Genomic DNA, 26546 nt, shown 5'->3' on the forward strand with positions numbered 1-26546 from the left:
GAGTCTCATGAATAAAGAAACTTTTAAAATAATAAATCCATCAACTTTATACGACCCTACTCCAAATGCTTATAGTCATGTTGCTGTGGTAGAAAACTTTAAAAAGATTATTCATATTGCAGGTCAAGGAGGCGAAAACTCAAAAGGTGAATTAAGCCCAAACTTTGAAGAACAAGTTTCCCAAGCTATTGATAATATTAAGCATGCTTTAATTGCTGCCAATGCAGAGCTTAGCAACATTGCCGTATTAAGAGTTTTAGTTGTTGACCACTCGGTCGAAAAACATGAAATTTTAATTAAAGTTATGCAAAATTTATGGAAAAATCATCCTTTTCCAGCCTGTACACTCATTCCTGTACCACGCCTTGCATTAGAGCATATGCTCATTGAAGTCGAAGCAACCGCATACACCTAATAAAATCGAGAGAACATCATGTCTACCCCTGAAGATATCAGTCAAAATAAACCTTTACTTTGGTTGATGGCAGCAGCATGTGGCTTATGTGCAGGTGTGAATTATTATTGCCAGCCTCTTATTCACTCCATTCAACAAGACTTTGCTGTTACTCAAGCACAAGCCGCATTGACCGTTACATTTGCTCAGGTGTCTTATGCCCTCGGACTACTCTTTATTGTTCCGATGGGTGATATCGTCAATAAAGCCAAGGCTATTCCGTTTTTGATGGTGCTTTGTGCAGTTGGCCTATTTACTTCTGCTTTTGCTGTTAACTTACCCATGCTATGGATTGGTACAATTTTAGCGGGCTTATTTTCTGTGGCAGCTCAAGTGCTTATTCCACTTGCTACAATGACTGTAAAACCTGAAAAAACTGGCGAGATCATTGGTTTTTTAATGAGTGGCCTATTGGTTGGTATTTTACTCTCTACCAGTCTGGCTGGCCTATTTTCTAACTTATTCCACTGGAAAGTGGTTTATGTGGTAAGTGGCATATTAATGTTACTACTGGCGTATACCTTAAAAAGTCGCTTGCCTTATGTTTTACGCATGAAAATGAACTATGGACAGATCTTTGGTTCCATGGGTCAGCTTTTAAAACAAGAGAAAAGACTATTATTAAGAGCGCTTACAGGTGCTTTCGCCTTCGCATCTGTGAGTATTTTATATTCCACCATCGCATTACTCCTCACCTCAGCACATCATTTACCTGATCTGTTTATTGGACTAGTACCTTTAGTCGGTATCTTTGGTGCCTTATCAACCCGTTATATTGGTAAATATGCCGATCAGGGACGTACCACTCTACTCACATGGATGGGCTGTGGTTTATTCCTGTTAAGCTGGCTCTGCTTTTATTATGGACAAACTTTGCTTGCGAGTTATATTGCTGGATTTGCTTTAATTCAGTTAGCACTAGCACTCGTACACACAAGCAACCAGAGTATTATTTTCCGTTTACGACCAGATGCTAAATCTCGTATTAATGCCATCTATATGACCACTTACTTTATTGGAGGCGCAGGAGGTTCAGCATTAGGAATTTTTGCGTGGAACCGTGGTGGATGGACCATGACTTGCCTTGCTGGTATTGGGCTAGTTGTACTTTGTATTTTGTTTAGCTTGTTTGATGCTATCTTACAAAAAAAGAAAATGATTTCCCAATAAGGTAACTTGTTATAAATCATCTCCCTATATTCAACACAAGGGTGGTTATAAATTACTCGGCTAAATGCCTCTGTCGATTCAAGCATAAACCTCGTATAATGCTGCCCTTTCATTAATTTAGCGACTTTTGGGCTATTGGTTATGCAATCACTTCAATCGTTACAACCTCGTATTTCTGTCGCACCTATGATGGATTGGACAACGAAGGATTATCGATTCTTTGCGCGCTTGTTTAACCCAAATGTTGTGCTATACACCGAAATGGTCACCACAGGTGCGATTCTATTTGGTGATGCTAAACGCCATTTAGACTACAGTGCACAAGAGCATCCTATCGTATTACAGTTAGGCGGTTCAAACCCACAAGAGCTTGCGACCTGCACAAAAATGGCTGAAGACTGGGGTTACGATGAAGTTAACCTCAATGTAGGCTGCCCAAGTGACCGTGTACAGAACAATAAAATCGGTGCTTGCTTAATGGCAGAACCAGATTTGGTTGCTGAATGCATTCACACTATGCAAAAAGCAGTAAACATTCCGGTAACGGTGAAACACCGTATCGGGATTGATGACATGCACTCTTATGAAGAGATGCTTCATTTTGTAGATACAGTTGCAGCAACAGGTTGCACTCATTTTGTAGTGCATGCCCGTATTGCTATTTTGAAAGGCCTGTCACCAAAAGAAAACCGTGAAGTTCCACCTTTACGCTATGAAGATGTCTATCGTTTAAAACAAGAGCGCCCACATCTCACCATTGAAATTAACGGCGGGATTAAAACGTTTGCTGAAACTCAAACACATTTACAGCATGTTGATGGCGTCATGATTGGCCGTGAAGCCTACCATAATCCGTACTTACTCGCAGAAATGGGTCAGCTTTGGAATTTGGAAGCTCCAGATCGATTCGAGATTATGGAACAAATGCTACCTTATATTGAACAGCGTATGGCTGAAGGTGCTCCACTCTCCATCATTACACGTCATATTTTGGGTTTATTCCAAAATTTACCTGGTGCGCGTAAATGGCGTCAGGCGCTAAGTGGCGGAAATGCAAAAACTTTAGGTGATGTAGAACAGGCTATTTGCAACATGCAAGCAGCTTTAATTCGTACTGAGGAATATTTAAAAGAACATCAGGCTTAAGCATGTGATGGCTTCTTAAATTGTAAGAAAATGTGGCATTTTAAATCAGGGACTTAGATTTTGAGTATATTCGCAATGACTGAATTAAAATATTCAAATTTAAGCTCTGATTAATTATTTTTAAATAAAAATATCAACAACTTAGGTTAAATTATTTTTGTGTTTCATTTTAATAAATATCTTTTGATCTCTAAGTAGCAATATTTGGAAAAAAGATACGTTATTACATAACGCAAACAAAACTTTTAAGGTACGCCTATTAGTATCTCTGAACGCCGCAGGTAGGTGGTGATTTTTTTAATATGGATATAGATAGTACGGTAGAGATTTCACGATGATTATTTATGACGGACAAGTAGCTGATAATTATATGTATCAGGATTCAAATCAGGCAGCCATTGTTGTATCCCACAGCACTCCAAGTCTCCCTTATCCTTTCACCATGAAACCTAGTAATCATCAAACTGAAACTTCCGATACTCCAGCAATAGATGTTGATAGATTCGTAGCTAAATTAGAAAGTATTACCTCAAGACGCAGTAAAGCTCGTTGTGCACGTAGTATCCGCCTTGCTCTCGAATCTGCTGGTGCAGATATTCGGAATCACCCCATTGCAGCTTCAGACTGGGGAGACACTCTCAAAAAGATTGGCTACAAAGAGATAGATCCATCATTTGATGAGCCACAAGAAGGCGATATTTACATCATTCACAGAACTCGCAATCACGTTTATGGACATATTGCTGGATACACAGGAAGTGAATGGGTCTCTGACTTCAAACAAAACAGCTATGATGTCTATAAAGATGATAGCGTCACTTATACTTACTATCGTTTAGGGCAACCTACCTAAGCATCGGGTTTTTCAATCCTTTTTAAATATGCCAAACAGTTGATCAGACAGACTTTTTTAAATCAGGTTTGGCTTCTTTTTTGCATGATTTTCATATTGTACTTGTCAAAAATGATGATGTAACTTTATGAAAAAAATACTCTTAGGCGGTTACTTACTGACATCGTTTAGTTTGGCGCATGCCATTCCCGATACAAACGTTATAGAAGTTTTCAAAAAAGTACCGGAAAAAAGGATTTATCAACCACAATATTTATTGAAAGGAACGGCTCCTCAAGCTCGGATCCATGTCATACGAAAGCAATATTTAAATGGATTACTAGATTGTCCTTCCGTAATTTTTCACGATAAGAAAAAAATTCTATCTCTGCACTCATTTGAAGAAGCAACAATTTTTCTAGAGCCAGATAATTACTATATTCGCTATGCAATTAATAATAGTGGTTGCATCAATTTAGAATTCTATCAACATAAACGCCCTAAAATAGACATTATGTCTCAGGAGCGTCAGTTAGACGGTGATAGCGAATATACGTTTCTTATTAGCGAGCACACCGGGCTACAATAATTATTTCAGCATATGGTTATTAAAGATATCTCCTACTCACGCTTGTAGCAGTTCGTAGATATGTGCAGCATAAGATTGAATCAGATCACTTTGGTCTGTTCTATAAGCTAAAACCACTTCAGAGAAAAGGTTCTTATTTTCCAGCGGAATCAGTTTTACATTTTTGGGTAGTATTTGTTCAAATTCTTGAGGGACAATACTAATACCCAAATTTGCAGCGACTAATTGTAATTGGGTTATCTTACGAGATTGGACTACCGCTGTTTTAGGCAAGAAACTAGCTCCTACACACAAATTTGAGACTAGATAGCTCAAACCTCCCCGCTTTGGATGTGGAGTTGAAACAAAATATTCATCTACTAAATCTCTTATCTGGATACTTTGTTTTTGTTTAAATTTAGGGTGATCAATATAGACAGCGACAAATAAGGGCTGTTCATATAATTTCAAAATCGTTATTTCTTCAAGGCTATGCAATACTGGTGGCCTTATCAAACCAATATCAATTTCTCCACTCATTAAAGCTAAAATTTGCTGCTCCGATGACAGGGTATTCACCTCAAAATTTATCTGCTTAGCTAAGCTAATTTCTTTTAATATCTGAATCTTTTTATCATCCATGACAATACTACTTGAGTGAGCAATTTTAATCTGGCGATTTTTCCCTTCCGAAATACTTTTAGAAAGATCAATAATTTCATTTAAGTAGAGCAGGTTATCTTTTATTTTTTTATAGAAGACTTCTCCTGCCGCTGTAAGTTTTACTTTCTTGTCAGTACGATCAAATAGTTGAAAGTTAATTTCTTCCTCTAATAATTTTATCTGCCTACTCAAAGCTGATTGAGCAATAAAGAGCTTTTCTGAAGCAGCCGTAAAACTGCCTTCTTCAACAATTTTTATAAAATATTGAAATTGTTTTAAAGTGAGCATTCCCATCTCAAAATTAGATCATTAAGCCTATTTTCTATATTAGATTAGATAGATTTGCTTCGCTAGAATTTTATTAAGACCATTCACTTGATTGAATTACTCATGAAGTATTTAAAAGGTTTCGCCATATTCACTGTCGTTATTCTAATTTTATGGTGCTTTAAATTTTATGATCAGCAGCTTCCAACACAGCCCAAACACGACACGATAGAGTTATATGACTAAAAAAAGAAAAAGGCATGCTCAATCATAAGAGCACGCCTTTTTAATATTTAAACTAAGCTTTCTTTAACTCAAGTTTCTTTAAAACTTCAGCTACTGCAATCATGGCAAAACTTGAAGTCACAACCACCGCTGAACCATAGCCACCACAGCGTAAACCAGCCGATGGACACACATCTGCACTTGAGAATGGATTATCGATAGAATAAATACAGGTAATTCCAAATTTCTCTTTTGGTTTTTTACAAATACCACGAGCGCGAAGTTGGCTACGTAACTTCGCCAACATCGGGTCTTGTTCGGTTTTTGATAAATCCGCGACACGAATTTTAAGTGGGTCGAGCTTACCGCCTGCTCCACCAGAAACAATCAAAGGAATTTTGTTAAAACGGCAATGCAGCATTAAAGCCAGCTTCGCTTTAACGTCATCAATACAGTCTAAGATAATATTGGGTACAGGATTTAAAAGCTCTGTGACATTCTCAGGTGTAAGGAAGTCGTCAATAATATTTACTTTAATACGTGGGTTAATCTGACGACAGCGCTCTGCCATAATCTCAACTTTTTCACAGCCTAATGTAGAGGTCATCGCTGGTAGCTGACGGTTCACATTTGATGCCGCGACAACATCCATATCCACTAATGTGATTTCACCAATTCCGGTACGAGCCAAAGCCTCTACAGCCCAACTGCCCACACCACCAATACCAATCACCATCACATGACTTTGCTCGTAATGTTGAAACGAGGAATCACCATAAACTTTGGCTACACCTGCAAAACGACGTTCATATTCATCTTGTTGGAGATCGGTCATTGTTACTCTTTTGGGGGGATATAAAACACGGTGGCTATTTTACTGCTTTTCAGAAGAAAGTGTATTTCATATCAAAGAAAACTTGAGATCGTGATATTTGAATTCACGGTAAGTCTTGTCATTATAAGTCAAATTATATTATTTAAGATTTAAGTCATCATTTACTAGCGTGACAGGCGGCTGGATGCCGCCCAGTTGGGCTGCGGTATAAGGACATACGGTCAGCCCGACAAAGGATTTTTGCCTTGCGCTGTTTAGTCACAGCTCATTATCCTTAAAAAGTAAAGATACGCCTATAAATCCAATATTGGCTAATGCACAGTCATTATAAGGCCGTGCTAACTTTATCGATTTATGAAGCAATCAAATTTCGAAGTACATAATGCAAAATACCACCGGCCTTAAAGTACTCTACCTCATTTAACGTATCAATTCGGCACAACACATTAAAATGACTCGCTATCCCATTGGGCCGTTTTACATCAACTTCAAGAATTTGATGAGGTTGAATTCCGTCCAGTAAACCACGGATTGATATCACTTCATGACCCGTTAAATTAAGAGATTGACGAGTTTGCCCATCAACAAACTGTAATGGCAACACTCCCATACCGACTAGGTTTGAACGATGGATACGCTCAAAACTCTCTGCAATCACTGCTTTCACGCCTAATAAATTTGTTCCTTTTGCAGCCCAGTCCCGTGAAGAACCTGTTCCATATTCCTTACCAGCAATAATCACAAGAGGTGTGTTTTCTTGTTGATAAAGCATCGCTGCATCATATATGGCAAGCTTTTCACCACTTGGAATGTAAATAGTATTACCACCCTCTTCACCACCAAGCATTTCGTTCTTAATACGAATATTGGCAAAGGTACCTCGCATCATCACTTCATGATTACCACGTCGAGAACCATACGAGTTAAAGTCTTTTGGATCGACCCCTTGCTCTTGCAGATACCGACCCGCAGGACTATCTTTTTTGATATTCCCCGCTGGTGAAATATGGTCAGTTGTGACCGAGTCACCTAAAACTGCCAAAATACGCGCCTGTTCAATATTTTTAATTGGCTTTGGTGGCTCTCCAATTCCTTCAAAGAAAGGAGGATGTCGGATATACGTCGAGTCATCGGCCCATTCATAGGTCTTGCTCTTTGGAATCTGAATCGCTTGCCAACTCGCGTCACCATCAAAGACCGCTGCATATTCTTTGTGGAACATCTCTGTATTTACTTTCTGCAAGACAACATCAATTTCTGCCTGACTTGGCCAGATATCTTTTAAATAGACAGGTTGTCCATCTTTGCCTAGCCCAAGAGGCTGTGTGGTCAAATCGGTTCGAATATTCCCAACCAAACCATAAGCAACCACGAGAGGCGGTGAAGCTAACCAATTGGTTTTAACTAATGGATGTACTCGACCTTCAAAGTTACGGTTACCAGAAAGTACAGATGCAACATTCAAATCATGACATTGGATTGCATCTTCGACTGGCTCTGGTAATGGGCCTGAGTTACCAATACAGGTTGTACAGCCATATCCCACCAAGTTATAACCCAACTCATCTAAATACGGCGTAAGCCCAGCAGCCAACAAATAATCAGTCACGACCTTAGAACCAGGTGCAAGAGAGCTTTTCACCCATGGTTTTCGTTGTAAGCCTTTTTCAATGGCTTTTTTGGCAAGCAGACCCGCCGCTAACATCACGCTTGGGTTAGAGGTATTGGTACAAGAGGTAATGGCTGAAATTACGACATCACCATGATTTAACGGATATTCTTGCCCTTCAATCACACAAGATGGACTTTCATGTTGAATATTTGCTTTTTTTGCCTCTACAGCAGTACCACCACCTTCATTTTCTAGACGTTCTTTTGCTTCTTTTGCTGGTTTTAGTGTTAACTCCATGAGTGCATTAAACGTTTTAGGCACTTCAGACAACAGCACTCGGTCTTGCGGGCGTTTTGGTCCAGCCAAACTTGCTTGCACCGTGGTCATATCTAAACTTAAAGTATCTGTAAAAACAGGTTCATCACCAGCATTTCGCCATAAACCTTGAGCTTTACTATAGGCTTCAACGAGCTCAATACGGTCTTCATGACGTCCTGTCAGTTTCAGATATCCTATCGTCACTTCATCTATTGGAAAGAAACCACAGGTTGCACCATATTCTGGTGCCATATTGGCAATGGTTGCACGGTCAGCAAGAGGCAAATCTGCCAGACCATCTCCATAGAACTCTACAAATTTACCCACCACACCTTTTTGGCGAAGCATTTGAGTAATGGTGAGTACCAAGTCTGTTGCTGTAATACCTTCTGGTAATTTTCCTGTAAGTTTAAAACCGATGACTTCAGGAATAAGCATAGAGATGGGTTGGCCCAACATTGCAGCTTCAGCCTCAATACCACCTACGCCCCAACCTAAAACACCCAAGCCATTAATCATGGTCGTATGTGAGTCTGTTCCCACTAAGGTATCAGGAAATGCAAAAGTTTTGCCTTCATCTTCCCCCAACCACACTGCTTGGGCCAAATATTCTAAATTGACCTGATGGCAAATCCCCGTACCTGGCGGCACTACACTAAAATTATTAAATGCCGACTGTCCCCAACGTAGAAATTGATATCGTTCGCCATTACGCTGCATTTCAATATGTACGTTTTCTTCAAAAGCCTGATCATCGGCAAAATAGTCAACCATCACCGAGTGGTCGATCACCAAATCGACAGGAGATAAGGGGTTAATCTTCTCTGGGTCTCCACCAGCTTGAGCCATGGCTGCTCGCATTGCTGCCAAATCGACTACAGCGGGTACCCCTGTAAAATCCTGCATTAAAACTCGAGCAGGTCGATATTGAATTTCCTGTTCAGAACCTTTGGTTTTTAACCATTCTGCTAAGGCATAGATGTGTTCAGTTTTAACACTAAGTTGGTCTTCGAACCGTAATAAGTTTTCCAATAATACTTTTAAAGATTTCGGTAGTTTGGCAATATCCCCTAGCGTTTTCTCTGCTTGGGCTAAGCTAAAAATCTGATAATTGCTGGAACCTACTGTTAGCGTCTGTAAAGCATTAAAACTATTGATATTGCTATACTTAGCCATTGGGTTATCCTCCCATGTCTGGCAATGTTATTTTTCACGTTTTTACATGTTGTTTTCTTACTTTAAGCTTCTTTTCTAATCGCTGTGTTTTGTTTTAGTTACTATTTCTAATCTTTGATTTTTATTACGATAATTTCAACGCCGAGAGCGAGTTTTCCCAAAGCTGTACGGCCAAATCTGACGCTGATATGTTTAGGTTTTCTGCCAAACTTTGCAAAACATAAGGCAAATTAACTGGGGTATTACGGGTACGCTCTTCAGTTGAGGTTTGGCAACAAAGTGGGGTCATATCGGGACAATCTGTTTCAATCACCAAGTGCTCTGCACCTATAGCCTGCACAACCGTATGAAGTTTTTTTGCATTCGGATTAGTAATTTGCCCTGTCACACCAATTTTAAATCCAAGTTTAATTAAGCCTTTCGCTTCTTCTATGCCACCACTAAAAGCATGGGCAATTCCACCCAGTTTAAATTTCTGAGCTTTTAATATTGCGAGTACATCGCCATGGGCTTTTCTAATATGGAGAAGTACTGGCTTTTGATATTGGGTTGCAAGCTCTAACTGATCGGCAAAATATTGTTTTTGCTTCGCATAGATATCAGGGTGCTTATGCTCTTTTAAGAAAGTATCTAAACCAATTTCACCGACTGCCACGCATTCTTCTTTCTGCAAAATTTGCTCGAGATGAGAAAGATGTTCTGGTTGATGTTGCTCAATATAAAATGGATGTAAGCCGGGTGCTAGATATGAAGTCGGTACATTTTCCCAGCTATTTAACTGATGATGGGTTTGTAGCAATTCATCAAAACGTGACTGCACAAAACCAATTAAAACCAGTGCATCAACCCCAGCTTTTTTGGCATTAAGCGCTAACTGTTGCCGATCTTCATCAAAATCGGCAACATCAAAATGCGTATGCGTATCAAACAGACGCATTAGCTTCCACTTTTTGCAACAGGTGTTGAAGCTGGTTGCGCTTTAGGCTGCGGCAAATACTCTTTTTTCAAGACTTCCTGTAATTGATCATACGGAATGACTAATCGAGGTAATCCCACCACATATGGTCCAATTTCATATTCACCATATTGAAGGATTAAACCTTGTTCACCCAATAAGAAATTATCGGATAATTTAAATGGCCAAGCTTGTTCATAATCAGCAACATTATCAGCCAGTTTAGAGTCTGTAACCCAAGTCTTAAAGGCTTCATGCGCCAACTTCTCTAACGCTGCTTTTTGCTGTGGACGTAACAAGTCTTCAAGCTTGATCTGCTTTTGTTCTTTTAAATCAAAATTATAATAATGCTGTGCAGCAGAACCATGAGCACCACCTAAATAGCTACTGCTATTAAGTACAACAGTGACCACTTTACCTTGAGCCTGCAAAATCTTAGGTTTAACTAAAAGATTAATTTGATGACTACTACTTAAAGCTTTTAATTCATTGTCCAAACCAATAAATGAATTTGCATAACGTTGAACCTGGGCATCAAAGCTATTTTTTTGCTCTGCACCCGCAACCGCTGAAGCTTCTGTTTTTTGATCTGGTTGCTTCACTTTAGTATCGGGTTCAGCAATCTCTAAAATTTGATCTAGAGCCTTTAAGATTTGCTGATCTACAATTTTATCAATAAATGGAAAATTACTCTGTAAACGCTCAACTGTAAATTCGGGACAAGTTTTACCATCACAATCAGGTAAAGCAACCTTACTCGGAATTGTTTCACCCTTCAAAGTCAGCTCTACTGGCTTTTGTTCTTCGACTGCTTGTTTCTGCTGTTCTTGAGAATCCTTAGGATCGGCTTTAGGTTGGCATGCCACCAAAAATATAGCCGAAGCAAGCAAAGTTAATCGCAGTGAAACTTTAGAAGATAACATCATATTTTGCCTTTTATTCTAAGGAGATTACGCAGTGCCTTTTCTAAGAAATTAGCGCATATAAATAGAGGTTGCAAATTCTGCTACCATCTTAAAACATTTGTTCATAAACCTCGGGTTGTAATATTTTTTTTGTTTGTTCTGTAGATAAATAAATATCGAGCTGAGGTGCCTCTTTTGTAATTTGGTTTGCCTGATAATGCAGTCCAATACCTTCACCATCAAAGAACCAATCCGCTTGCCCCCAATATAAAGTTTTTGGTGCTTCTTTTTTTATTTCAACAGTCTGCTTTTTTAACCAGTCTTGATAGGCTACCTGCACCATTTGATGCATAGCTGTTTGCTGATCTTTTTTTAAAACATCTAACAAACTTAAACTTTTATGCAATTTTCGGTCAGCCACGAAAAAGTAATAACGATCTTTAATCGTGAGCTCTTCTTGCTTAGTATCAAGCCCCAATTGCAATAAAACATATTGATTACGCTGCGAAGCAATACGTGTATGAAGATGCAATTCATAAGCCCGATTCTTTGAATATTTATCTTGCCATTCATCAGACTTTTTTACATAAGCATTAATCGCCTGCTGCAAGCTCAAGTCTTTTTTCAAATCAATTTGATCTTGAATCACTTTAGCCTGACTTTTGGCGATCCATTCATTTAACCATGCGTCTTGAGTCTTTATCGTTTGAATATCAACATCAATACAATTTTTCTTCTCACAAAATGGCAAAGCATAATCGGCTTTTACTTGTTGTAAGTTGAGAAATGGCAGTACTTCAGCTTTTTCAATATTTTGAGTTTGGGTACCTGCTAGTTTCGTTTGCGAAGAGGATGAAGACTGAGAGCTTTTCCAGACAAAAATAGAAATAGCAGAAATTAATGTTATGACTGCAACCACCAGCGCAATAATTGTCTTTTTACTCAAGTTCATTTCATCATCCTTTTTTATTTTTCAAAACAAAACAGCTTCTATTCGAAGCTGTTTGTCACATTAAAATGATCAGTGTTCACGTGTGTTACGGAACTGAATATCAGGCCAACGCTCTTGCATAATCTGCAAGTTCACTCGGCTTGGAGCAAGATAAGTTAAATGTCCGCCGCCATCGATAGAAAGTTGGTCATGTGCTTTTTTCTTAAATTCATTCAGAATTTTTTCATCATCACAGTGAATCCAGCGAACTGTATTAACGCTTACAGGCTCATAAACACAGTCAACCTTATATTCTTCTTTCAAACGATACGCAACCACGTCAAACTGGAGCACACCTACCGCCCCAACAATCAAGTCATTGCTGATTTGTGGCATAAATACCTGAGTCGCCCCTTCTTCAGACAACTCTTTCAAACCTTTTTGCAATTGTTTTGACTTTAATGGATCTCTTAAACGCACACGACGGAACATCTCTGGCGCAAAGTGAGGAATACCTGTGAAGTGCAGATTTTCACCACTTGTGAAAGTATCACCAATTTGAATCGTGCCATGGTTGTGTAAACCAATAATATCGCCAGGCCATGCTTCTTCTAAATGTTCACGCTCACCAGCAAGGAATGTCAAAGCATCACTAATGCGGACATCTTTACCAAGACGCACGTGGTTCATCTTTAAACCTTTTTCATATTTACCAGAGCAAATACGCATGAAGGCAATACGGTCACGGTGTTTCGGGTCCATGTTGGCTTGAATTTTAAATACAAAACCAGAAAAACCTTCTTCTTTCGCGTCAACCACACGCTCTTGTGCAGGGTGCGCTTTAGGTTCAGGTGCCCAGCCCATGAAAGCATCTAGTACATGGTCAACACCAAAGTTACCTAATGCCGTACCAAATAGAACCGGAGTTTGTTTACCTTGTAAAAATAATTCGCGGTCTAATGGCTCATTCGCCATTTGTACGAGCTCAAGCGACTCTTCAAAAGATGCCCAAGCCAAATCACCTACTTTTTCACGGATATCAGCATGATCATAACCATCACGTACTTCAATATCTGTAATGGTTGAACCAAAACCTGCTTTATAGACATACAATTTATTTTCAATAATGTTGTATACACCAGCAAAATCACGGCCCATTCCTAATGGCCATGTAATAGGTACACAGCGGATATTGAGGACATTTTCAATTTCATCAAGTAACTCAAGTGGCTCACGAATCTCACGGTCCATCTTGTTTACGAATGAAATGATAGGCGTGTCACGCATACGACACACTTCCATCAATTTGATAGTACGTTCTTCGACACCCTTTGCACCATCAATCACCATTAACGCTGAGTCAACTGCGGTGAGGGTACGATACGTATCTTCCGAGAAATCTTCATGTCCCGGTGTATCGAGTAAGTTAATGGTATGACCTTTATATGGGAACTGCATAACAGACGTGGTAATAGAAATTCCACGCTCTTTTTCCATTTCCATCCAGTCAGATGTAGCTGCGCGGTCAGATTTACGGCTTTTTACCATCCCTGCAACCTGAATTGCTTTACCCCATAACAGTAATTTCTCTGTCATGGTAGTTTTACCGGCATCGGGGTGGGAAATGATGGCAAATGTGCGGCGTTGAGCAACCTGTGCCGCTAACTCATCTTTAAAACTCATGAAATACACCTACTGCGGAGATTGCAGTGCCAAAGATCTAAAGTCGATCAAAATAAAAATTGGCGTAATTGTAGCAGATTTATAGAACTGTTTAATGATTGTTGATATGCCATCAGTCACTCATAAGATTTTTGAACATTTTTTGAGAATACGACTTCGCTCATTACAGATTTTACAATCAAAAAAGCCCATCCGATTGTGGATGGGCTTCCTTAGGACTTAGCAGAATATCTTATGCCAGTTTCTTTTCTTCAATAAATTGCACATCGGCAATTTGTACATTCCAGAACTCATTCCATAAAGCACAATAATCAATACATAGCTTGGTTAAGCCTTCATAATCATCTTTTGTAATTGCTTGCGCTAAGGTAAACCAAAGGTCATCCTGATGGTCATCATCAGCGGCCTCAGACGTTTCATCGGTAGATACACCATGCACATGGTAATATCCGCCACCTTCAACATCGATATTCACAAATTTGGTCGCTTGACGTAATGGAGGGCTAAAAAGAATAACCTCTTCTTCGGCAACTGCTAACAATGCAACTACATTGATATAACTATCATAAGAAGATTCTAAGAATGAACGGACCTGATCTGCTGCTTGTGAAGCTTTATAATTACGGCGATCATCTTCCGTTAGACCATAATCATTAAGTAAATCTTCATACAATGGATAATGAGCATATTCAGGATTCCCCAAATAATAATCATCTTTACCTAATCCTGGTCTAAAACCGAATTCATCAAGTACATTTAAACTTAATAATACACGTGGAAACATTTTAGCTCCAGAATGGAGTTTTGGTTCCAGTTGTTTTGTTTGGAACTGCGCTTGTAATAAAGCATCAGTAAAAATCTGTACAATTGCATGACGATATTCTAAATGAATATGAGTTAAAGTATCCTTATCTAGATAACCATGATTTAACATTTCAATTGCAGGATGTTTACAAACTGGTAATTCTGCAATTTTATTTCTTAACTGTTTGAGAAAATTTAAATTTTCATCCCATTGTTTTGCAGGAATACTATTTCTCATCCCCTGCAATGCTTTTTCTCGTGGATTATTAAAATCTTCAAATTTTTTTGACATAATCATTCTCAATAAAAAGTTTTTTCTTATAGTTAAGTGGGGTATTCCCTTATTTCAATTTGCATTCAATTGCTAAAATAAAATCCATATACCCATCCTTAACAACCTGATATTATGTCTATTAACTCAACAAATCAATGGATTAATTAATAATATTTAAAAAAGTAAATTATTGCCAACCAAATATATAAAATATTATTTTTTAAGATTAACCAAACTATTGAATAAATATAGTTTTTTAAATATTATAAAATAAGTTTTATTTAAGCTTTAACACTTACAATAGCAAAGTTAATCAAAAATATTCGCAACGGTGAACACGATGACAAAAAGAGAAAATATTATAACAACAGCAACATCCCTTTTTAACCAGAAAAGCTATACATCTGTTGGTGTTGATAGGATTATTGCTGAGTCCAATGTGGCAAAAATGACTTTTTATAAGTACTTTTCTTCTAAAGAAAACTTAATTGAAGAGTGCCTTCATGAAAGAAATTTAGAAATTCAATCTTCAATATCAGAAAAAATTAATAATATTAACAATCCTTTAATTAGACTTAAAACCATTTTCAACTGGTATATCGACTGGATTAATGCAGATGATTTCAATGGTTGTTTATTTAAAAAAGCCACCATTGAAGTTCTACAATTGTACCCGTCTATTAAAGATCAGGTTAATAAATATCGAGAATGGATTTACAAATTAGTTTTCTCAACATGTGTAGAATTAGAAATCAAAGATGCCCATACGCTTACCAGTCTTTTCCTTAATATTATTGATGGCATCATTATTGATGGCACAATAAATAAATCAAAAATTAATTCTGAACAAACATGGTCTTATATAACAAAGCTTATTAATTTTGAGGAAACTCAAGCGTGCTCCGCCGCTTAATATATCAATTTAATAGTTTTAGATGTTTTGTAGAAGAATTAAAATATCATTAAAAAAATGAGTAGAGCATGAATTACAGCTCTACTGATAAAATCTATCTAAATTATTGTCACACCCCTATAAAAGCAAAGCCCCTGCTATTTTAAACACAGGAGCCACTCTCATTTTCTTTATTTTAATTTTATAATTTATATCAATTTAAGGCGTTAAAATAAGAGTTTTATTAAGAATAACTAAACCTTTACTAATTATAACTATGCACATTTATATATTATTAATCCACCATGATATTCCGTAAGAAATACTCCAATAATGCATCTCTATCATCCACACTGTTTTCACCTAAAAGCTGAACCATAGCCCCGTCCACCACAAATAAAAACATGTGTGCATCTTCTTTTGAGGCCTCTGAGTTCTTTGTTAAAAGCAGTCTATAAATCTCGCTAATGAGCCAGTTTCTGTACTCAACCACTATTTGATAAGCCTTTGGGTAAAGCTTTTCAATTTCAAAAATAGCTTTAAATAGCAGATGATAAAGGCTTTCTAAATCTGCATGTAAGAAGTAAATTTTACGAAGTTTTTCAATTACGGTTAAGCCTTTCTGAACATAAATGATTGAAAGCACCTCTTCTTTTAAACGATCCTTTTGGAAAGTTAAGCTCATTTCAATGAGTCTTTCTTTTGAGTGAAAGTAATTATAAAAAGTAGCTTTGGGGAGTTTTGCTGCTTCAATAATTCGGTCCACCCCGACTTTGTGAAAACCATAATTATTAAAGAGATATCTTGCAGAATGAAGCACGCTTAAAGCACGAAATGGAAGATCTAAATGTTGCATAGTTTTACCGTTATAAAAATAAGTTCTTGTTGTGTCTCAATGAGATAAAACTGCCTAGGCTCTTGTTTTAAGCAAAAAAAGGCATGCAAAGGCCCTCTAAAGACTGCCTCAGCGCATCTCAAGTTTTATTGTTGATATGATTTTTTGGTCGTGACGAGCTAATGCTTGAAAACCCAAAGGTCATCAAACCGCGCTATAGACTAGTCTGGAGGTATAAAAATAGAATGCATAGCCAACTCCTTTATATGGGGAGTTCTGCCAAAGCATTAATCAAGAATTATGGTGGCAGAACGAAAGAGGGTTGACAGACTGGTACGACGCCAGCACACCCGAGGGTGTCCCTCTCCCGTCCTACCGCTACGGGAGGGAACGAGGAGCTTACACACAGAACTATCCCTCAGACGGAATAACTCTGATGCGGTCGTATGTGGTCTGTCAAAACCACCTGGCAATGTAGGCCAGCTTGCAAAGGATAATCTGAGAGTTTACAGGTGTCAATGTAGCTTTTATGACAAGATTTTAAATTTCTTATTGTTTTTCATTAGATTAAATTAATTATTAGTTTAAATATTATATACAATCAAATAATTTTAATTGAAAATTTATTGAGAACTCAGTCATCAGTCGTTTAAAAATTGGAGTAACCTAATCTATCTATTAATACTAAGCAAAATGAGCGCCTTGAGACTCAATGAGCTGATCAACCTGAACTGGCATCCCCAATAAATAACCTTGGAATTGCTGACAGCCTAAACGGGTTAAAATCTCAACCTGCTGCTGAGTTTCCACGCCTTCTGCCGTTACGGTTAAACCTAACTTTTTAGCTAAATGAATAATACTTTCTAGAATAACTTCTTCTTTTGAACCTGGTTTTAAATCAACAATAAAGCCACGGTCAATTTTCAGCTCATCTACAGGTAAATCTTTTAAATATAAGAAGCTCGAATGCCCTGTTCCAAAATCATCAATGGCAACACGAATTCCCATGTCACGTAAGCGCTCACAAGCTCGGATACTCAAATCAATATGCCGCATTGCAGTTGATTCAGTAATCTCAACAATTAAGTGGTGAGGTTGAATTTGATATTTTTTTAATAATGCTTCGAGCGTACTAAATAACTTTTTATTTTCAAATTGTAGTGCCGATAAGTTCACAGCGACTGGATAAAATGGTGTGTTACTGCGCTCCCACTCCTGAATTTGCAGGCAAGCTTGCTCAAGCGCCCAATATCCCATTGGAATGATCAAACCAGTTTTTTCCGCACCTTCAATGAACATATGCGGTGTAAGTATTCCTAAGGCTGGGTGATTCCAGCGGATTAATGCCTCAACCCCACAAACTTCAAGATTGGTATTAAATTTTGGTTGGTAATATAAGATGAACTGTTTTTCTTCTACGGCTTTATAAAGATCATTGATCAGTTTTGACTGACTTCTCGTTTCTTGCTGATGGGTTGAATAACTAAAGATGGTATACGTATTTCGGCCTTGTTCTTTAGACATGAGCATGGCGGCATCAGCGTTCATGAGTAAGTCCTGAACATTCTGTCCATGCTCAGGAAAGAGTGCCACACCCAAACTTGCAGAAATATTAATTTCCTTGCCAGAAATTTGATAGCTTTCCTGAATCAGTTGTAAAACCTTCTCGGCTAAAACAACCGCTTCGTCTGCATTTGTATTTTCTGCAATAAGCAAAAACTCATCACCACCGATTCTAAGCAGTTTACATTTTTCATTGAGTTGCCAATGCAAACGGTTCGCCATTTGAATGAGTAATTGATCACCGACATGATGCCCAAAAGCATCGTTAACCGATTTAAACCGATCTAAATCAATATATAAAAAAGCAATTTTCTGGTCTTTATATCGATGATCCGAGAGTAATACTTCTGCATAATCAACCAAGTAAAGACGGTTTGGTAGTTTAGTTAAATTATCTTGTATAGAAAGATTAGCTAATTCTTTATTTGCCTTACGCAACTCTAAATTTTGTTGAGTGAGGCGCTGCTCCAACATCGCAACAATAAAACTTGCGACCAGTACCAGACACGTGACCAAGATAATCGTAAATAATAATAGGTCATGTTCAGCCTGATATTGGCTAATAAATTTATCAGTAATATTCGTCGCAATGAGCGCTGTATAGTGCATTCCCATAATACTTAAGGTCATCATTACCGAAAATGCGATTTTCAAAGTTAGACGATGACGTTCGGTATCTTTTAATTTATAGGCTAATAAAAATGCCAGCCCTGAACCGCTCATCGCAATTAATACAGAAAATAATAGCAAGAAAGAGGTGTAATCTTTTTTGTAGATATTAATATTCCAGCCCAACATACTAATGTAATATGAAGCTGAAATTCCGATTCCCATAATAATAGAACTTAAAATGAGCCGGAATAAAGGTAGTGTAAAACGTGAAGTCAACCACATGGCGAGGCACGATAGCAAAGCACTAATGGCAAATGAAACAGTAATTAAAGGAATATTCGAGTTGACTGTTTCAAACAGATGATAAGCTTGTATACCAATAATATGAACAATGCTAATTGCTGATGCCAGCAATAATCCATTGATAAATAAAATTAAAAACTCAAACTTTTTATAGATTTGCTTGAATATTAATTGTTCCATGGAAATTACAAGAAAGCAAATGATGCCAGCTGCAATAAAAGAGCCGACGATCAATGTGCTATCGTAATCAACATGACCCATATTGGACTTCCATGATTATTCAATACTTTTTTTTATTTTGTTCAACTCATTGCCCAAAATACAATTAAACATGTTAAAAAATTTAGTAAATTTGACTTATTCAGTCAGTTATAAACAATAACATTATCTATCTTTTGGTCAAGTATTTTTTACTTTATAAATCAATAGAGTAACCAAAAATTAAGCAGCCAATTATATGAAAAATATAGAATTTCTTTAATCCAGTTGAGTTGTCTCAATGGCTCTTTTCATATTCAAACAAAAATAGTATAAAAAAAGAACCCTGCTTAGCGCAGGGTTCTTTTGAAGCTTTAGAAAAAGAAAATTAGTTCTTTTCTTTGTCTACGATTTTGTTTGCTTGAATCCAAGGCATCATCGCGCGTAACTTATTACCAGTTACTTCAATACCATGCGCAGCATTTTGACGACGACGAGCAGTCATAGATGGGTAGTTTAATGCACCCTCTTGAATGAACATCTTCGCGTATTCGCCAGATTGAATACGTTTCAATGCATTACGCATTGCTTCACGAGACTGTTCGTTAATTACTTCAGTACCAGTTACATATTCGCCATACTCAGCATTGTTAGATACTGAGTAGTTCATGTCAGCGATACCGCCTTCGAACATCAAGTCAACGATCAATTTAAGTTCGTGTAAACATTCGAAGTAAGCCATTTCTGGTGCATAACCAGCTTCAACTAAAGTTTCGAAGCCCATTTTCACGAGTTCAACCGCACCACCACAAAGAACTGCTTGCTCACCGAATAAGTCAGTTTCAGTTTCTTCACGGAATGAAGTTTCGATAATACCAGTACGACCGCCACCTACACCTGAAGCATAAGAAAGAGCAACGTTACGTGCATTACCAGAAGCATCTTGGTGAATTGCGATTAAGTCAGGAACACCTGAACCACGTTGGTATTCTGAACGAACTGTGTGACCAGGTGCTTTCGGAGCAACCATGATTACGTCTAAGTCTTTACGTGGAACAACTTGGTTATAAAGAATTGAGAAACCATGAGCAAATGCTAAAGTTGCGCCTTCTTTGATGTTTGGCTCAATCACGTCACGGTAAAGTTGTGATTGGAATTCATCTGGAGTCAAAATCATTACGAGGTCAGCTTGCTTAACAGCAGCAGGAACTTCTGCAACTTTAAGACCAGCATTTTCAGCTTTCTTCCAAGAAGCTGAATCTGCGCGTAAACCTACAGTTACGTCTACGCCTGAGTCTTTAAGGTTAAGTGCATGAGCATGACCTTGAGAGCCGTAACCAACAATCGCTACTTTCTTGCCTTGGATGATTGATAAGTCACAGTCTTTATCGTAAAAAATTTGCATTTGTGTTCTCCGCTAAAATACTTTTAAAAAATTAAATGGCTAATACTTTTTCGCCACGGGCGATACCAGATACACCTGAACGAACGACTTCTAGAATAGTGTTTTCTGCAAGCGCATCGATAAAACCATCTAATTTTTCAGTTGTCCCTGCTATTTGAATGGTATAGGTAGTTGGTGTCACGTCTACAATTTGCGCACGGAAAATATCCGCTGTTCGCTTAATTTCAGCACGTGAAGCACCTAACGCTTTTACTTTAATCAACATCAGTTCACGCTCAATGTGTGAACCTTCTGATAAATCTACTACTTTTACAACTTCAACAAGTTTGTTGAGCTGCTTTGTAATCTGTTCAATCTTATGGTCATCGCCATAAGTAGTTAACGTCAGACGTGATAAAGTTGGGTCTTCGGTTGGAGCTACATTCAACGTTTCAATGTTGTAGTTACGTTGACTGAATAAACCCACCAAACGAGAAAGCGCACCAGCTTCGTTTTCAACGAGTACAGAAATAATATGTCTCATTATGTACGCTCCCCTTTACCTAACCACATATCCTTCATTGACTGACCTGCGATCAGCATTGGATAAACATGTTCTGTACGATCAACCATGACATTAATGAATACACATTTATCATTAATTGCCATTGCTTCAGCAAGCTTCGACTCTAGTTCATCAGCATGATCAATTTGGATACCAACATGACCATATGCTTCCATTAACTTGCCAAAATCAGGTAATGATTCAACATATGAGCTTGAGTGACGGCCTTCATAGTTCATATCTTGCCATTGTTTAACCATACCTAAAGCACGGTTATTCAAGCACAAGATCTTCACATTCATACCGTATTGCTTACAAGTTGAAAGCTCCTGAATACACATCTGAATTGAAGCTTCACCGGTAATACAAACTACCTGTTGATCTGGGAAAGCCAACTTGGCTGCCATTGCATAAGGTAAACCTACGCCCATGGTGCCTAATCCGCCTGAGTTAATCCATTGACGTGGACGTTTGTACTTGTAATACAACGCACCAAACATTTGGTGTTGACCCACATCCGAAGTAATGATGGCATCACCATTGGTCGCTTTATATAAAGCTTCAACAACTTGCTGTGGCTTCATTGTGCCATCAGCCAGTGTTTCATACTTCAAGCCATGAACTTTACGCCATTCATTAATCTGATCCCACCATGCCGCAATTGCTTCAGGGTTAGGTTTAGACACATTCAATTGTTTCAATTGCGTCAACATTTCCTGAAGTACAGGCTCAACCGCCCCTACAATCGGAATATGCGCCATGATCGTTTTTGAAATGCTCGCCGGATCAATATCAATATGAATAACTTTGGCATTCACACAGAATTTTGCAGGGTTATTGGTTACTCGGTCATCAAAACGTGCACCAATTGCAAGAATGACATCAGCATTATGCATCGCCATGTTTGCTTCATAAGTACCGTGCATACCCAACATGCCCACAAACTGTGGATCATCGCCAGGGAAGCCACCAAGACCCATAAGTGTATTTGTCACTGGGTAGCCCAACAAATGAGCCAACTCAGTCAATAATGCAGATGCATTACCTTGAACAACACCGCCACCAGTATAAATTACAGGGCGTTTAGCACTTAAAAGCTCATCAATCGCTTTGCGAATTTGACCAGAATGACCACGTGAAGGTGGCTGATAAGAACGCATCTTCACTTTTTCAGGATATTCGTACGCAAATTTTTCTGCAGGATTTGTCGCATCTTTTGGAATATCGACTACAACTGGGCCAGGACGGCCACTTGATGCAATATAAAATGCTTTTTTGATAATTGCAGGAATTTCACTTGCGTGACGAACTTGGAAGCTGTGTTTCACGATAGGACGTGAAATACCCACCATATCAGTTTCCTGGAAAGCGTCTTCACCAATAAGATGTGATGCAACCTGGCCAGACAAAATCACCATTGGGATTGAGTCCATATAAGCTGTTGCAATTGGAGTCACAGTATTAGTTGCGCCAGGTCCAGAAGTGACCAGTACTACGCCAGTCTTACCTGTCGCACGCGAGTAAGCATCTGCCATATGACCAGCAGCTTGTTCATGACGTACGAGGTAATGATTAATTTTGTCTTGTTGAAATAGCGCATCATAAATATGTAATACAGCGCCGCCTGGATAACCAAAAACATGTTCAACGCCTTCGTCCGCAAGAGCACGAACGAGCATTTCACCACCAGATAAAAGTTCCAACGTGATTCACCCTAAAATCTTTATCACTATTTATGGAAGGCACAAATAGTGTTTCATTCATTGAATTGTCTGCACTGTTATAGCACACATATTGTCTAGTTTTCGTTGCAATAGAAAAATTTCTGTTTTTCAGCCGTATAAGCTTTTTTAACATTAATAAAGCATGTCTGGATATACATACTTTAAGTAAAATCAATCTCTCGGCTAGAGAGAATGTCTATTACAAAACATGACGGTTATTCGAAGGGTGATCAAATAATCGCATATAAAACTAAAGGAAGCATTTTTGTTGTTTAATTCACTAAAGTCAAGATTAAAGAAAAGGTTTTTCCATAAAAAATTTTAGCTGCTTCTTTTTTAATCTAAAATTAAATCGTAAATTTGGTAGTCCTACCCTCTATTTATTAAAAATAATTATTCTTTTTTATATAAAACCATACATTGTAAATTGCTTATTTATAAACTTTATTTAAATATAGTCAGCTTTTTTGGGGAAGATCTGACATGAATTTATCTTATTTAAAAACAAGCTTATATACAGCGGTAACAACAGTAATTTTAATTTGCTCAAGTCAAAGTCAGGCACAGCAATATTATAAATGGATGGATAAAAGTGGCTCTACACATTACACCACAACTCCGCCACCTAAGAGTGCAAAAAACTTGAACAAAGTTTCAACTTACGGCAGTCAACCATCCGTACAAAATTCGACACCCACCTCAGAACAACAACCTCAAGATAAAACAGATAAAGTAGTGCAAGAAACAGCGAACGTAGAACAGGACAAAGGTATACCCGCTGTACCAGTTCCGCCCGCCCCATCCGCAGCAGCACGATAACCAAAATGAGAGTGGTGAATATTTTCACCACTCTTCTATTATTTAAAATAAAGAAGAATAGATTGAGAAATGTTTATTGCTCATATTAAAAGATAAAATCCTGATCTAAAAACTGACATTTCCCCTTATTTTGCGCTATGCTGTGCAGCAATCTTTCATTTCAATTTTCGTTGTATAGCTTACGTCTATGACTATTTCTCACATTGACCCCGAATATCAAGCAAACACGATTGAACCATCAGTTCAACAAGATTGGGAAAATCGTAAAGTCTTTAAAGTTGCCGACACTGTCGAAGGTAAACATCGCTACATCCTGTCAATGTTTCCTTACCCAAGCGGCAAGCTGCATATGGGGCATGTGCGTAACTATACAATTGGCGATGTTATTAGCCGTTTTTACCGTTTAAAAGGCGAAACCGTGCTACAACCTATGGGTTGGGATGCATTCGGTCTACCTGCTGAAAATGCAGCAATTGCCCATAAAGTTGCTCCGGCAAAATGGACATTTGAAAACATTGCCTACATGCGTGACCAATTAAAAAAATTGGGTCTATCTGTAGACTGGGATCGCGAGTTCGCAACTTGTACACCAGAGTATTATCACTGGGAACAATGGTTATTTGTTCAGCTTTATAAAAAAGGTCTGATCTACCGTAAACTTTCAACAGTAAACTGGGATCCGGTTGACCAAACAGTTTTGGCAAACGAACAAGTTGAAAATGGTCGTGGCTGGCGCTCAGGCGCATTGGTTGAAAAACGCGACATTCCAATGTACTACTTCCGTATTACGGATTATGCACAAGAATTATTAGACGATCTTGACACTTTACAAGATGGCTGGCCTCAACAAGTGTTGACCATGCAACGTAACTGGATCGGTCGCTCTACTGGCATGGAAATTACGTTCCCATCTGCCAATACTGAAATTTATGCTGACGGTTTAACTGTTTATACAACTCGTGCCGACACGCTTATGGGTGTAACTTATGTTGCTGTTGCAGCAGAGCACCCTCTTGCGCTTAAAGCTGCTGAAACTAACCCTGAATTGGCTGAATTCATTGAAGAGTGCCGTATGGGTTCAGTTGCAGAAGCGGACTTGGCAACAGCCGAGAAAAAAGGCATGGCAACAGGCTTGTTTGTAAAACATCCTGTAACTGGTGAAGAGCTTCCTGTTTGGATTGCAAACTACGTATTAATGTCTTATGGCTCTGGCGCTGTTATGGCGGTGCCTGCACATGACGAACGTGATTTTGAATTTGCTAACAAGTTTAATTTATCAATCAAACAAGTGATTGATGCTAAAGGCGCTGACGATGCAGACTACTCTGCAACCCAGTGGCAAGAATGGTACGGTTCTAAAGAAGGTAAACTTGTTAATTCTGGCGAGTTTGACGGCTTAGAATTCCAAGCTGCTTTTGATGCATTCCTTGCAAAATTAGAGCCACAAAATTTAGCAAATTCTAAAGTTCAATTCCGTTTACGTGACTGGGGTGTATCTCGTCAACGTTACTGGGGTTGTCCAATTCCAATGATTAACTGTGATACTTGTGGTCAAGTTACAGTGCCTGAAGATCAACTTCCTGTTGTATTACCAACAGATGTTGTACCAGATGGTTCAGGCAATCCGCTTAATAAAATGCCTGAATTCTATGAAACTAAATGTCCTTGTTGTGGCGGCGATGCACGCCGTGAGACAGATACTTTAGATACTTTCGTAGAGTCATCTTGGTACTATGCACGTTATGCTTCTCCAGACTTCACCGGTGGTATGGTTAAACCTGAAGCTGCTCAAAACTGGCTTCCTGTGAACCAATACATTGGTGGTGTTGAGCACGCAATTCTTCACTTACTTTATGCACGTTTCTTCCACAAATTAATGCGTGATGAAGGCGTTGTACAAGGTAATGAACCATTTACCAACTTGTTAACTCAAGGCATGGTGCTTGCAGACACGTTCTACCGTGAAGCAGAAAATGGTAAGAAAACTTGGTTTAACCCAGCTGATATTGAGTTAGAGCGCGATGAAAAAGGTCGTATTCTTTCTGCAAAATATTCAGGTGATGGCCAAGAAGTTGTCATCGGCGGACAAGAAAAAATGTCTAAGTCGAAAAACAACGGTATCGACCCGCAAGCGATTATTGATCAATACGGTGCAGATACTGCTCGTGTATTCATGATGTTTGCTGCTCCACCAGATCAATCTTTAGAATGGTCTGATGCAGGTGTTGAAGGTGCAAACCGTTTCTTGAAACGTGTATGGCGTCTTGTGGCAGGCTTCCTTGAAAAAGGAAACTCAACTTCTACAATCGATACTGCAAACTTGTCTAAAGATGCTCAAGATTTACGTCGTAAAACACACGAAACCATTCAAAAGGTAAGTGATGATATTGAACGTCGTCATGCATTCAATACTGCTATTGCTGCTTTAATGGAGTTGTTAAACGCAAGCAACAAGTTTGAAGCAAAAGATGACAACGACATTGCGGTAGAACGTGAAGCGATCACTACACTTTTAACTTTGCTCGAACCGTTTGCACCACATTTAAGCCAAACTTTATTGGCTCAATTTGGTACAGATGTTACAGCAGCAACGTTCCCTGAAGTGGATGCTTCTGCGTTAACACGTAATACACAAACGATTGTTGTACAGGTTAACGGTAAACTTCGCGGTAAACTTGAAGTTTCTGTTGATATTTCTAAAGAAGATCTATTAGCTCAGGCTAAAGCTCTACCAGAAGTTCAACAATTCTTAACCGGACCAACAAAAAAAGAAATTGTGGTTCCAAATAAACTAGTTAACCTCGTGGTTTAATTAAAGTTATTAATGAGAGGA

At 38.4% G+C, this 26546-nt stretch carries 22 protein-coding genes; 9 read left to right on the forward strand and 13 right to left on the reverse strand.

All coding sequences use genetic code 11. From position 1 onward, the window contains the following. Positions 1 to 7 precede the first annotated feature (7 nt). The 5 genes from ASF86_RS13345 to ASF86_RS13365 all read left to right on the forward strand — a co-directional run bounded on the left by ASF86_RS13345 (position 8) and on the right by ASF86_RS13365 (position 4191). Positions 8 to 415 carry a RidA family protein gene (locus ASF86_RS13345; RefSeq protein ID WP_005036835.1) on the forward strand — a complete coding sequence of 136 codons (408 nt, stop codon included), beginning with the start codon at positions 8 to 10 and terminating at the stop codon, positions 413 to 415. Between the two features lie 18 nt (positions 416 to 433). Continuing rightward, entirely contained in the window at positions 434 to 1624 is a 1191-nt protein-coding gene (locus tag ASF86_RS13350; protein ID WP_056482792.1) for an MFS transporter, read from the forward strand. A 141-nt stretch (positions 1625 to 1765) separates the two neighbouring features. Then, the gene (gene dusA, locus ASF86_RS13355) at positions 1766 to 2770 is read left to right on the forward strand and encodes a tRNA dihydrouridine(20/20a) synthase DusA (protein WP_056482795.1); all 1005 of its coding nucleotides are present in this window, start codon (positions 1766 to 1768) and stop codon (positions 2768 to 2770) included. Between the two features lie 334 nt (positions 2771 to 3104). After that, the gene (locus ASF86_RS13360; protein WP_056482797.1) at positions 3105 to 3623 is read left to right on the forward strand and encodes a hypothetical protein; all 519 of its coding nucleotides are present in this window, start codon (positions 3105 to 3107) and stop codon (positions 3621 to 3623) included. A gap of 127 nt (positions 3624 to 3750) precedes the next feature. Further along, complete coding sequence (locus ASF86_RS13365; RefSeq protein ID WP_056482800.1) at positions 3751 to 4191, forward strand: hypothetical protein; 441 nt, start codon at positions 3751 to 3753, stop codon at positions 4189 to 4191. 36 nt (positions 4192 to 4227) lie between these two features. Here ASF86_RS13365 and ASF86_RS13370 read toward each other — a convergent pair whose 3' ends face one another. Further along, positions 4228 to 5127 carry a LysR family transcriptional regulator gene (locus ASF86_RS13370; RefSeq protein ID WP_081407705.1) on the reverse strand — a complete coding sequence of 300 codons (900 nt, stop codon included), beginning with the start codon at positions 5125 to 5127 and terminating at the stop codon, positions 4228 to 4230. Positions 5128 to 5223: 96 nt separating this feature from the next. Here ASF86_RS13370 and ASF86_RS19320 point away from each other — a divergent pair, with 96 nt between their 5' ends. Next, complete coding sequence (locus tag ASF86_RS19320) at positions 5224 to 5346, forward strand: hypothetical protein (RefSeq protein WP_081407706.1); 123 nt, start codon at positions 5224 to 5226, stop codon at positions 5344 to 5346. Positions 5347 to 5398: 52 nt separating this feature from the next. On the opposite strand, the gene ASF86_RS13375 is transcribed toward ASF86_RS19320, so the two are convergent. From ASF86_RS13375 to ASF86_RS13405, 7 genes are all read right to left on the reverse strand, one after another. Further along, positions 5399 to 6160, reverse strand: a complete 762-nt coding sequence (locus ASF86_RS13375; RefSeq protein WP_056482806.1) for a ThiF family adenylyltransferase — start codon at positions 6158 to 6160, stop codon at positions 5399 to 5401. Positions 6161 to 6512: 352 nt separating this feature from the next. Further along, complete coding sequence (gene acnA, locus ASF86_RS13380) at positions 6513 to 9266, reverse strand: aconitate hydratase AcnA (RefSeq protein ID WP_056482808.1); 2754 nt, start codon at positions 9264 to 9266, stop codon at positions 6513 to 6515. A gap of 124 nt (positions 9267 to 9390) precedes the next feature. Further along, complete coding sequence (locus tag ASF86_RS13385; RefSeq protein WP_056482811.1) at positions 9391 to 10203, reverse strand: TatD family hydrolase; 813 nt, start codon at positions 10201 to 10203, stop codon at positions 9391 to 9393. Next, positions 10203 to 11144 carry an RsiV family protein gene (locus ASF86_RS13390; RefSeq protein ID WP_081407707.1) on the reverse strand — a complete coding sequence of 314 codons (942 nt, stop codon included), beginning with the start codon at positions 11142 to 11144 and terminating at the stop codon, positions 10203 to 10205. The genes ASF86_RS13385 and ASF86_RS13390 overlap by 1 nt, the downstream gene beginning before the upstream one ends. Before the next feature lie 91 nt (positions 11145 to 11235). Further along, positions 11236 to 12078, reverse strand: coding sequence for a hypothetical protein (locus tag ASF86_RS13395; protein WP_005044794.1), 843 nt, complete (start codon positions 12076 to 12078; stop codon positions 11236 to 11238). 69 nt (positions 12079 to 12147) lie between these two features. Further along, positions 12148 to 13740 (reverse strand): peptide chain release factor 3, encoded by a 1593-nt coding sequence (locus tag ASF86_RS13400; RefSeq protein WP_056482817.1) that lies wholly within the window; start codon positions 13738 to 13740, stop codon positions 12148 to 12150. A 232-nt stretch (positions 13741 to 13972) separates the two neighbouring features. Beyond that, positions 13973 to 14836, reverse strand: a complete 864-nt coding sequence (locus tag ASF86_RS13405) for a hypothetical protein (protein ID WP_056482820.1) — start codon at positions 14834 to 14836, stop codon at positions 13973 to 13975. A gap of 322 nt (positions 14837 to 15158) precedes the next feature. Here ASF86_RS13405 and ASF86_RS13410 point away from each other — a divergent pair, with 322 nt between their 5' ends. After that, on the forward strand, positions 15159 to 15731 hold the full coding sequence (locus tag ASF86_RS13410; RefSeq protein ID WP_056482823.1) for a TetR/AcrR family transcriptional regulator: 573 nt from the start codon (positions 15159 to 15161) through the stop codon (positions 15729 to 15731). 274 nt (positions 15732 to 16005) lie between these two features. Here the strand turns inward: ASF86_RS13410 and ASF86_RS13415 are convergent, their stop codons facing one another. The 5 genes from ASF86_RS13415 to ASF86_RS13435 all read right to left on the reverse strand — a co-directional run bounded on the left by ASF86_RS13415 (position 16006) and on the right by ASF86_RS13435 (position 22873). After that, a complete protein-coding gene (locus ASF86_RS13415) occupies positions 16006 to 16566 on the reverse strand; it encodes a TetR/AcrR family transcriptional regulator (RefSeq protein ID WP_056482826.1) in 561 nt (186 codons plus the stop codon). A gap of 663 nt (positions 16567 to 17229) precedes the next feature. Continuing rightward, entirely contained in the window at positions 17230 to 19284 is a 2055-nt protein-coding gene (locus ASF86_RS13420; protein WP_056482829.1) for a GGDEF domain-containing phosphodiesterase, read from the reverse strand. Positions 19285 to 19609: 325 nt separating this feature from the next. Further along, on the reverse strand, positions 19610 to 20626 hold the full coding sequence (gene ilvC, locus ASF86_RS13425) for a ketol-acid reductoisomerase (protein ID WP_003654954.1): 1017 nt from the start codon (positions 20624 to 20626) through the stop codon (positions 19610 to 19612). A gap of 31 nt (positions 20627 to 20657) precedes the next feature. Continuing rightward, the gene (ilvN, locus tag ASF86_RS13430; RefSeq protein ID WP_001215920.1) at positions 20658 to 21149 is read right to left on the reverse strand and encodes an acetolactate synthase small subunit; all 492 of its coding nucleotides are present in this window, start codon (positions 21147 to 21149) and stop codon (positions 20658 to 20660) included. Then, positions 21149 to 22873, reverse strand: coding sequence for an acetolactate synthase 3 large subunit (locus ASF86_RS13435; protein ID WP_003654952.1), 1725 nt, complete (start codon positions 22871 to 22873; stop codon positions 21149 to 21151). Before ASF86_RS13435 ends, ilvN begins: the two co-directional genes overlap by 1 nt. 504 nt (positions 22874 to 23377) lie before the next feature. On the opposite strand from ASF86_RS13435, the gene ASF86_RS13440 reads away from it, so the two are divergent. Continuing rightward, positions 23378 to 23713, forward strand: a complete 336-nt coding sequence (locus ASF86_RS13440; RefSeq protein ID WP_056482832.1) for a DUF4124 domain-containing protein — start codon at positions 23378 to 23380, stop codon at positions 23711 to 23713. Between the two features lie 187 nt (positions 23714 to 23900). After that, positions 23901 to 26525, forward strand: a complete 2625-nt coding sequence (gene leuS / locus ASF86_RS13445; protein WP_056482835.1) for a leucine--tRNA ligase — start codon at positions 23901 to 23903, stop codon at positions 26523 to 26525. Positions 26526 to 26546 lie beyond the last annotated feature (21 nt).

Origin of the sequence: Acinetobacter sp. Leaf130 (assembly GCF_001423205.1) — a bacterium.
GTDB classification, from domain to species: Bacteria; Pseudomonadota; Gammaproteobacteria; order Pseudomonadales; family Moraxellaceae; genus Acinetobacter; species Acinetobacter calcoaceticus.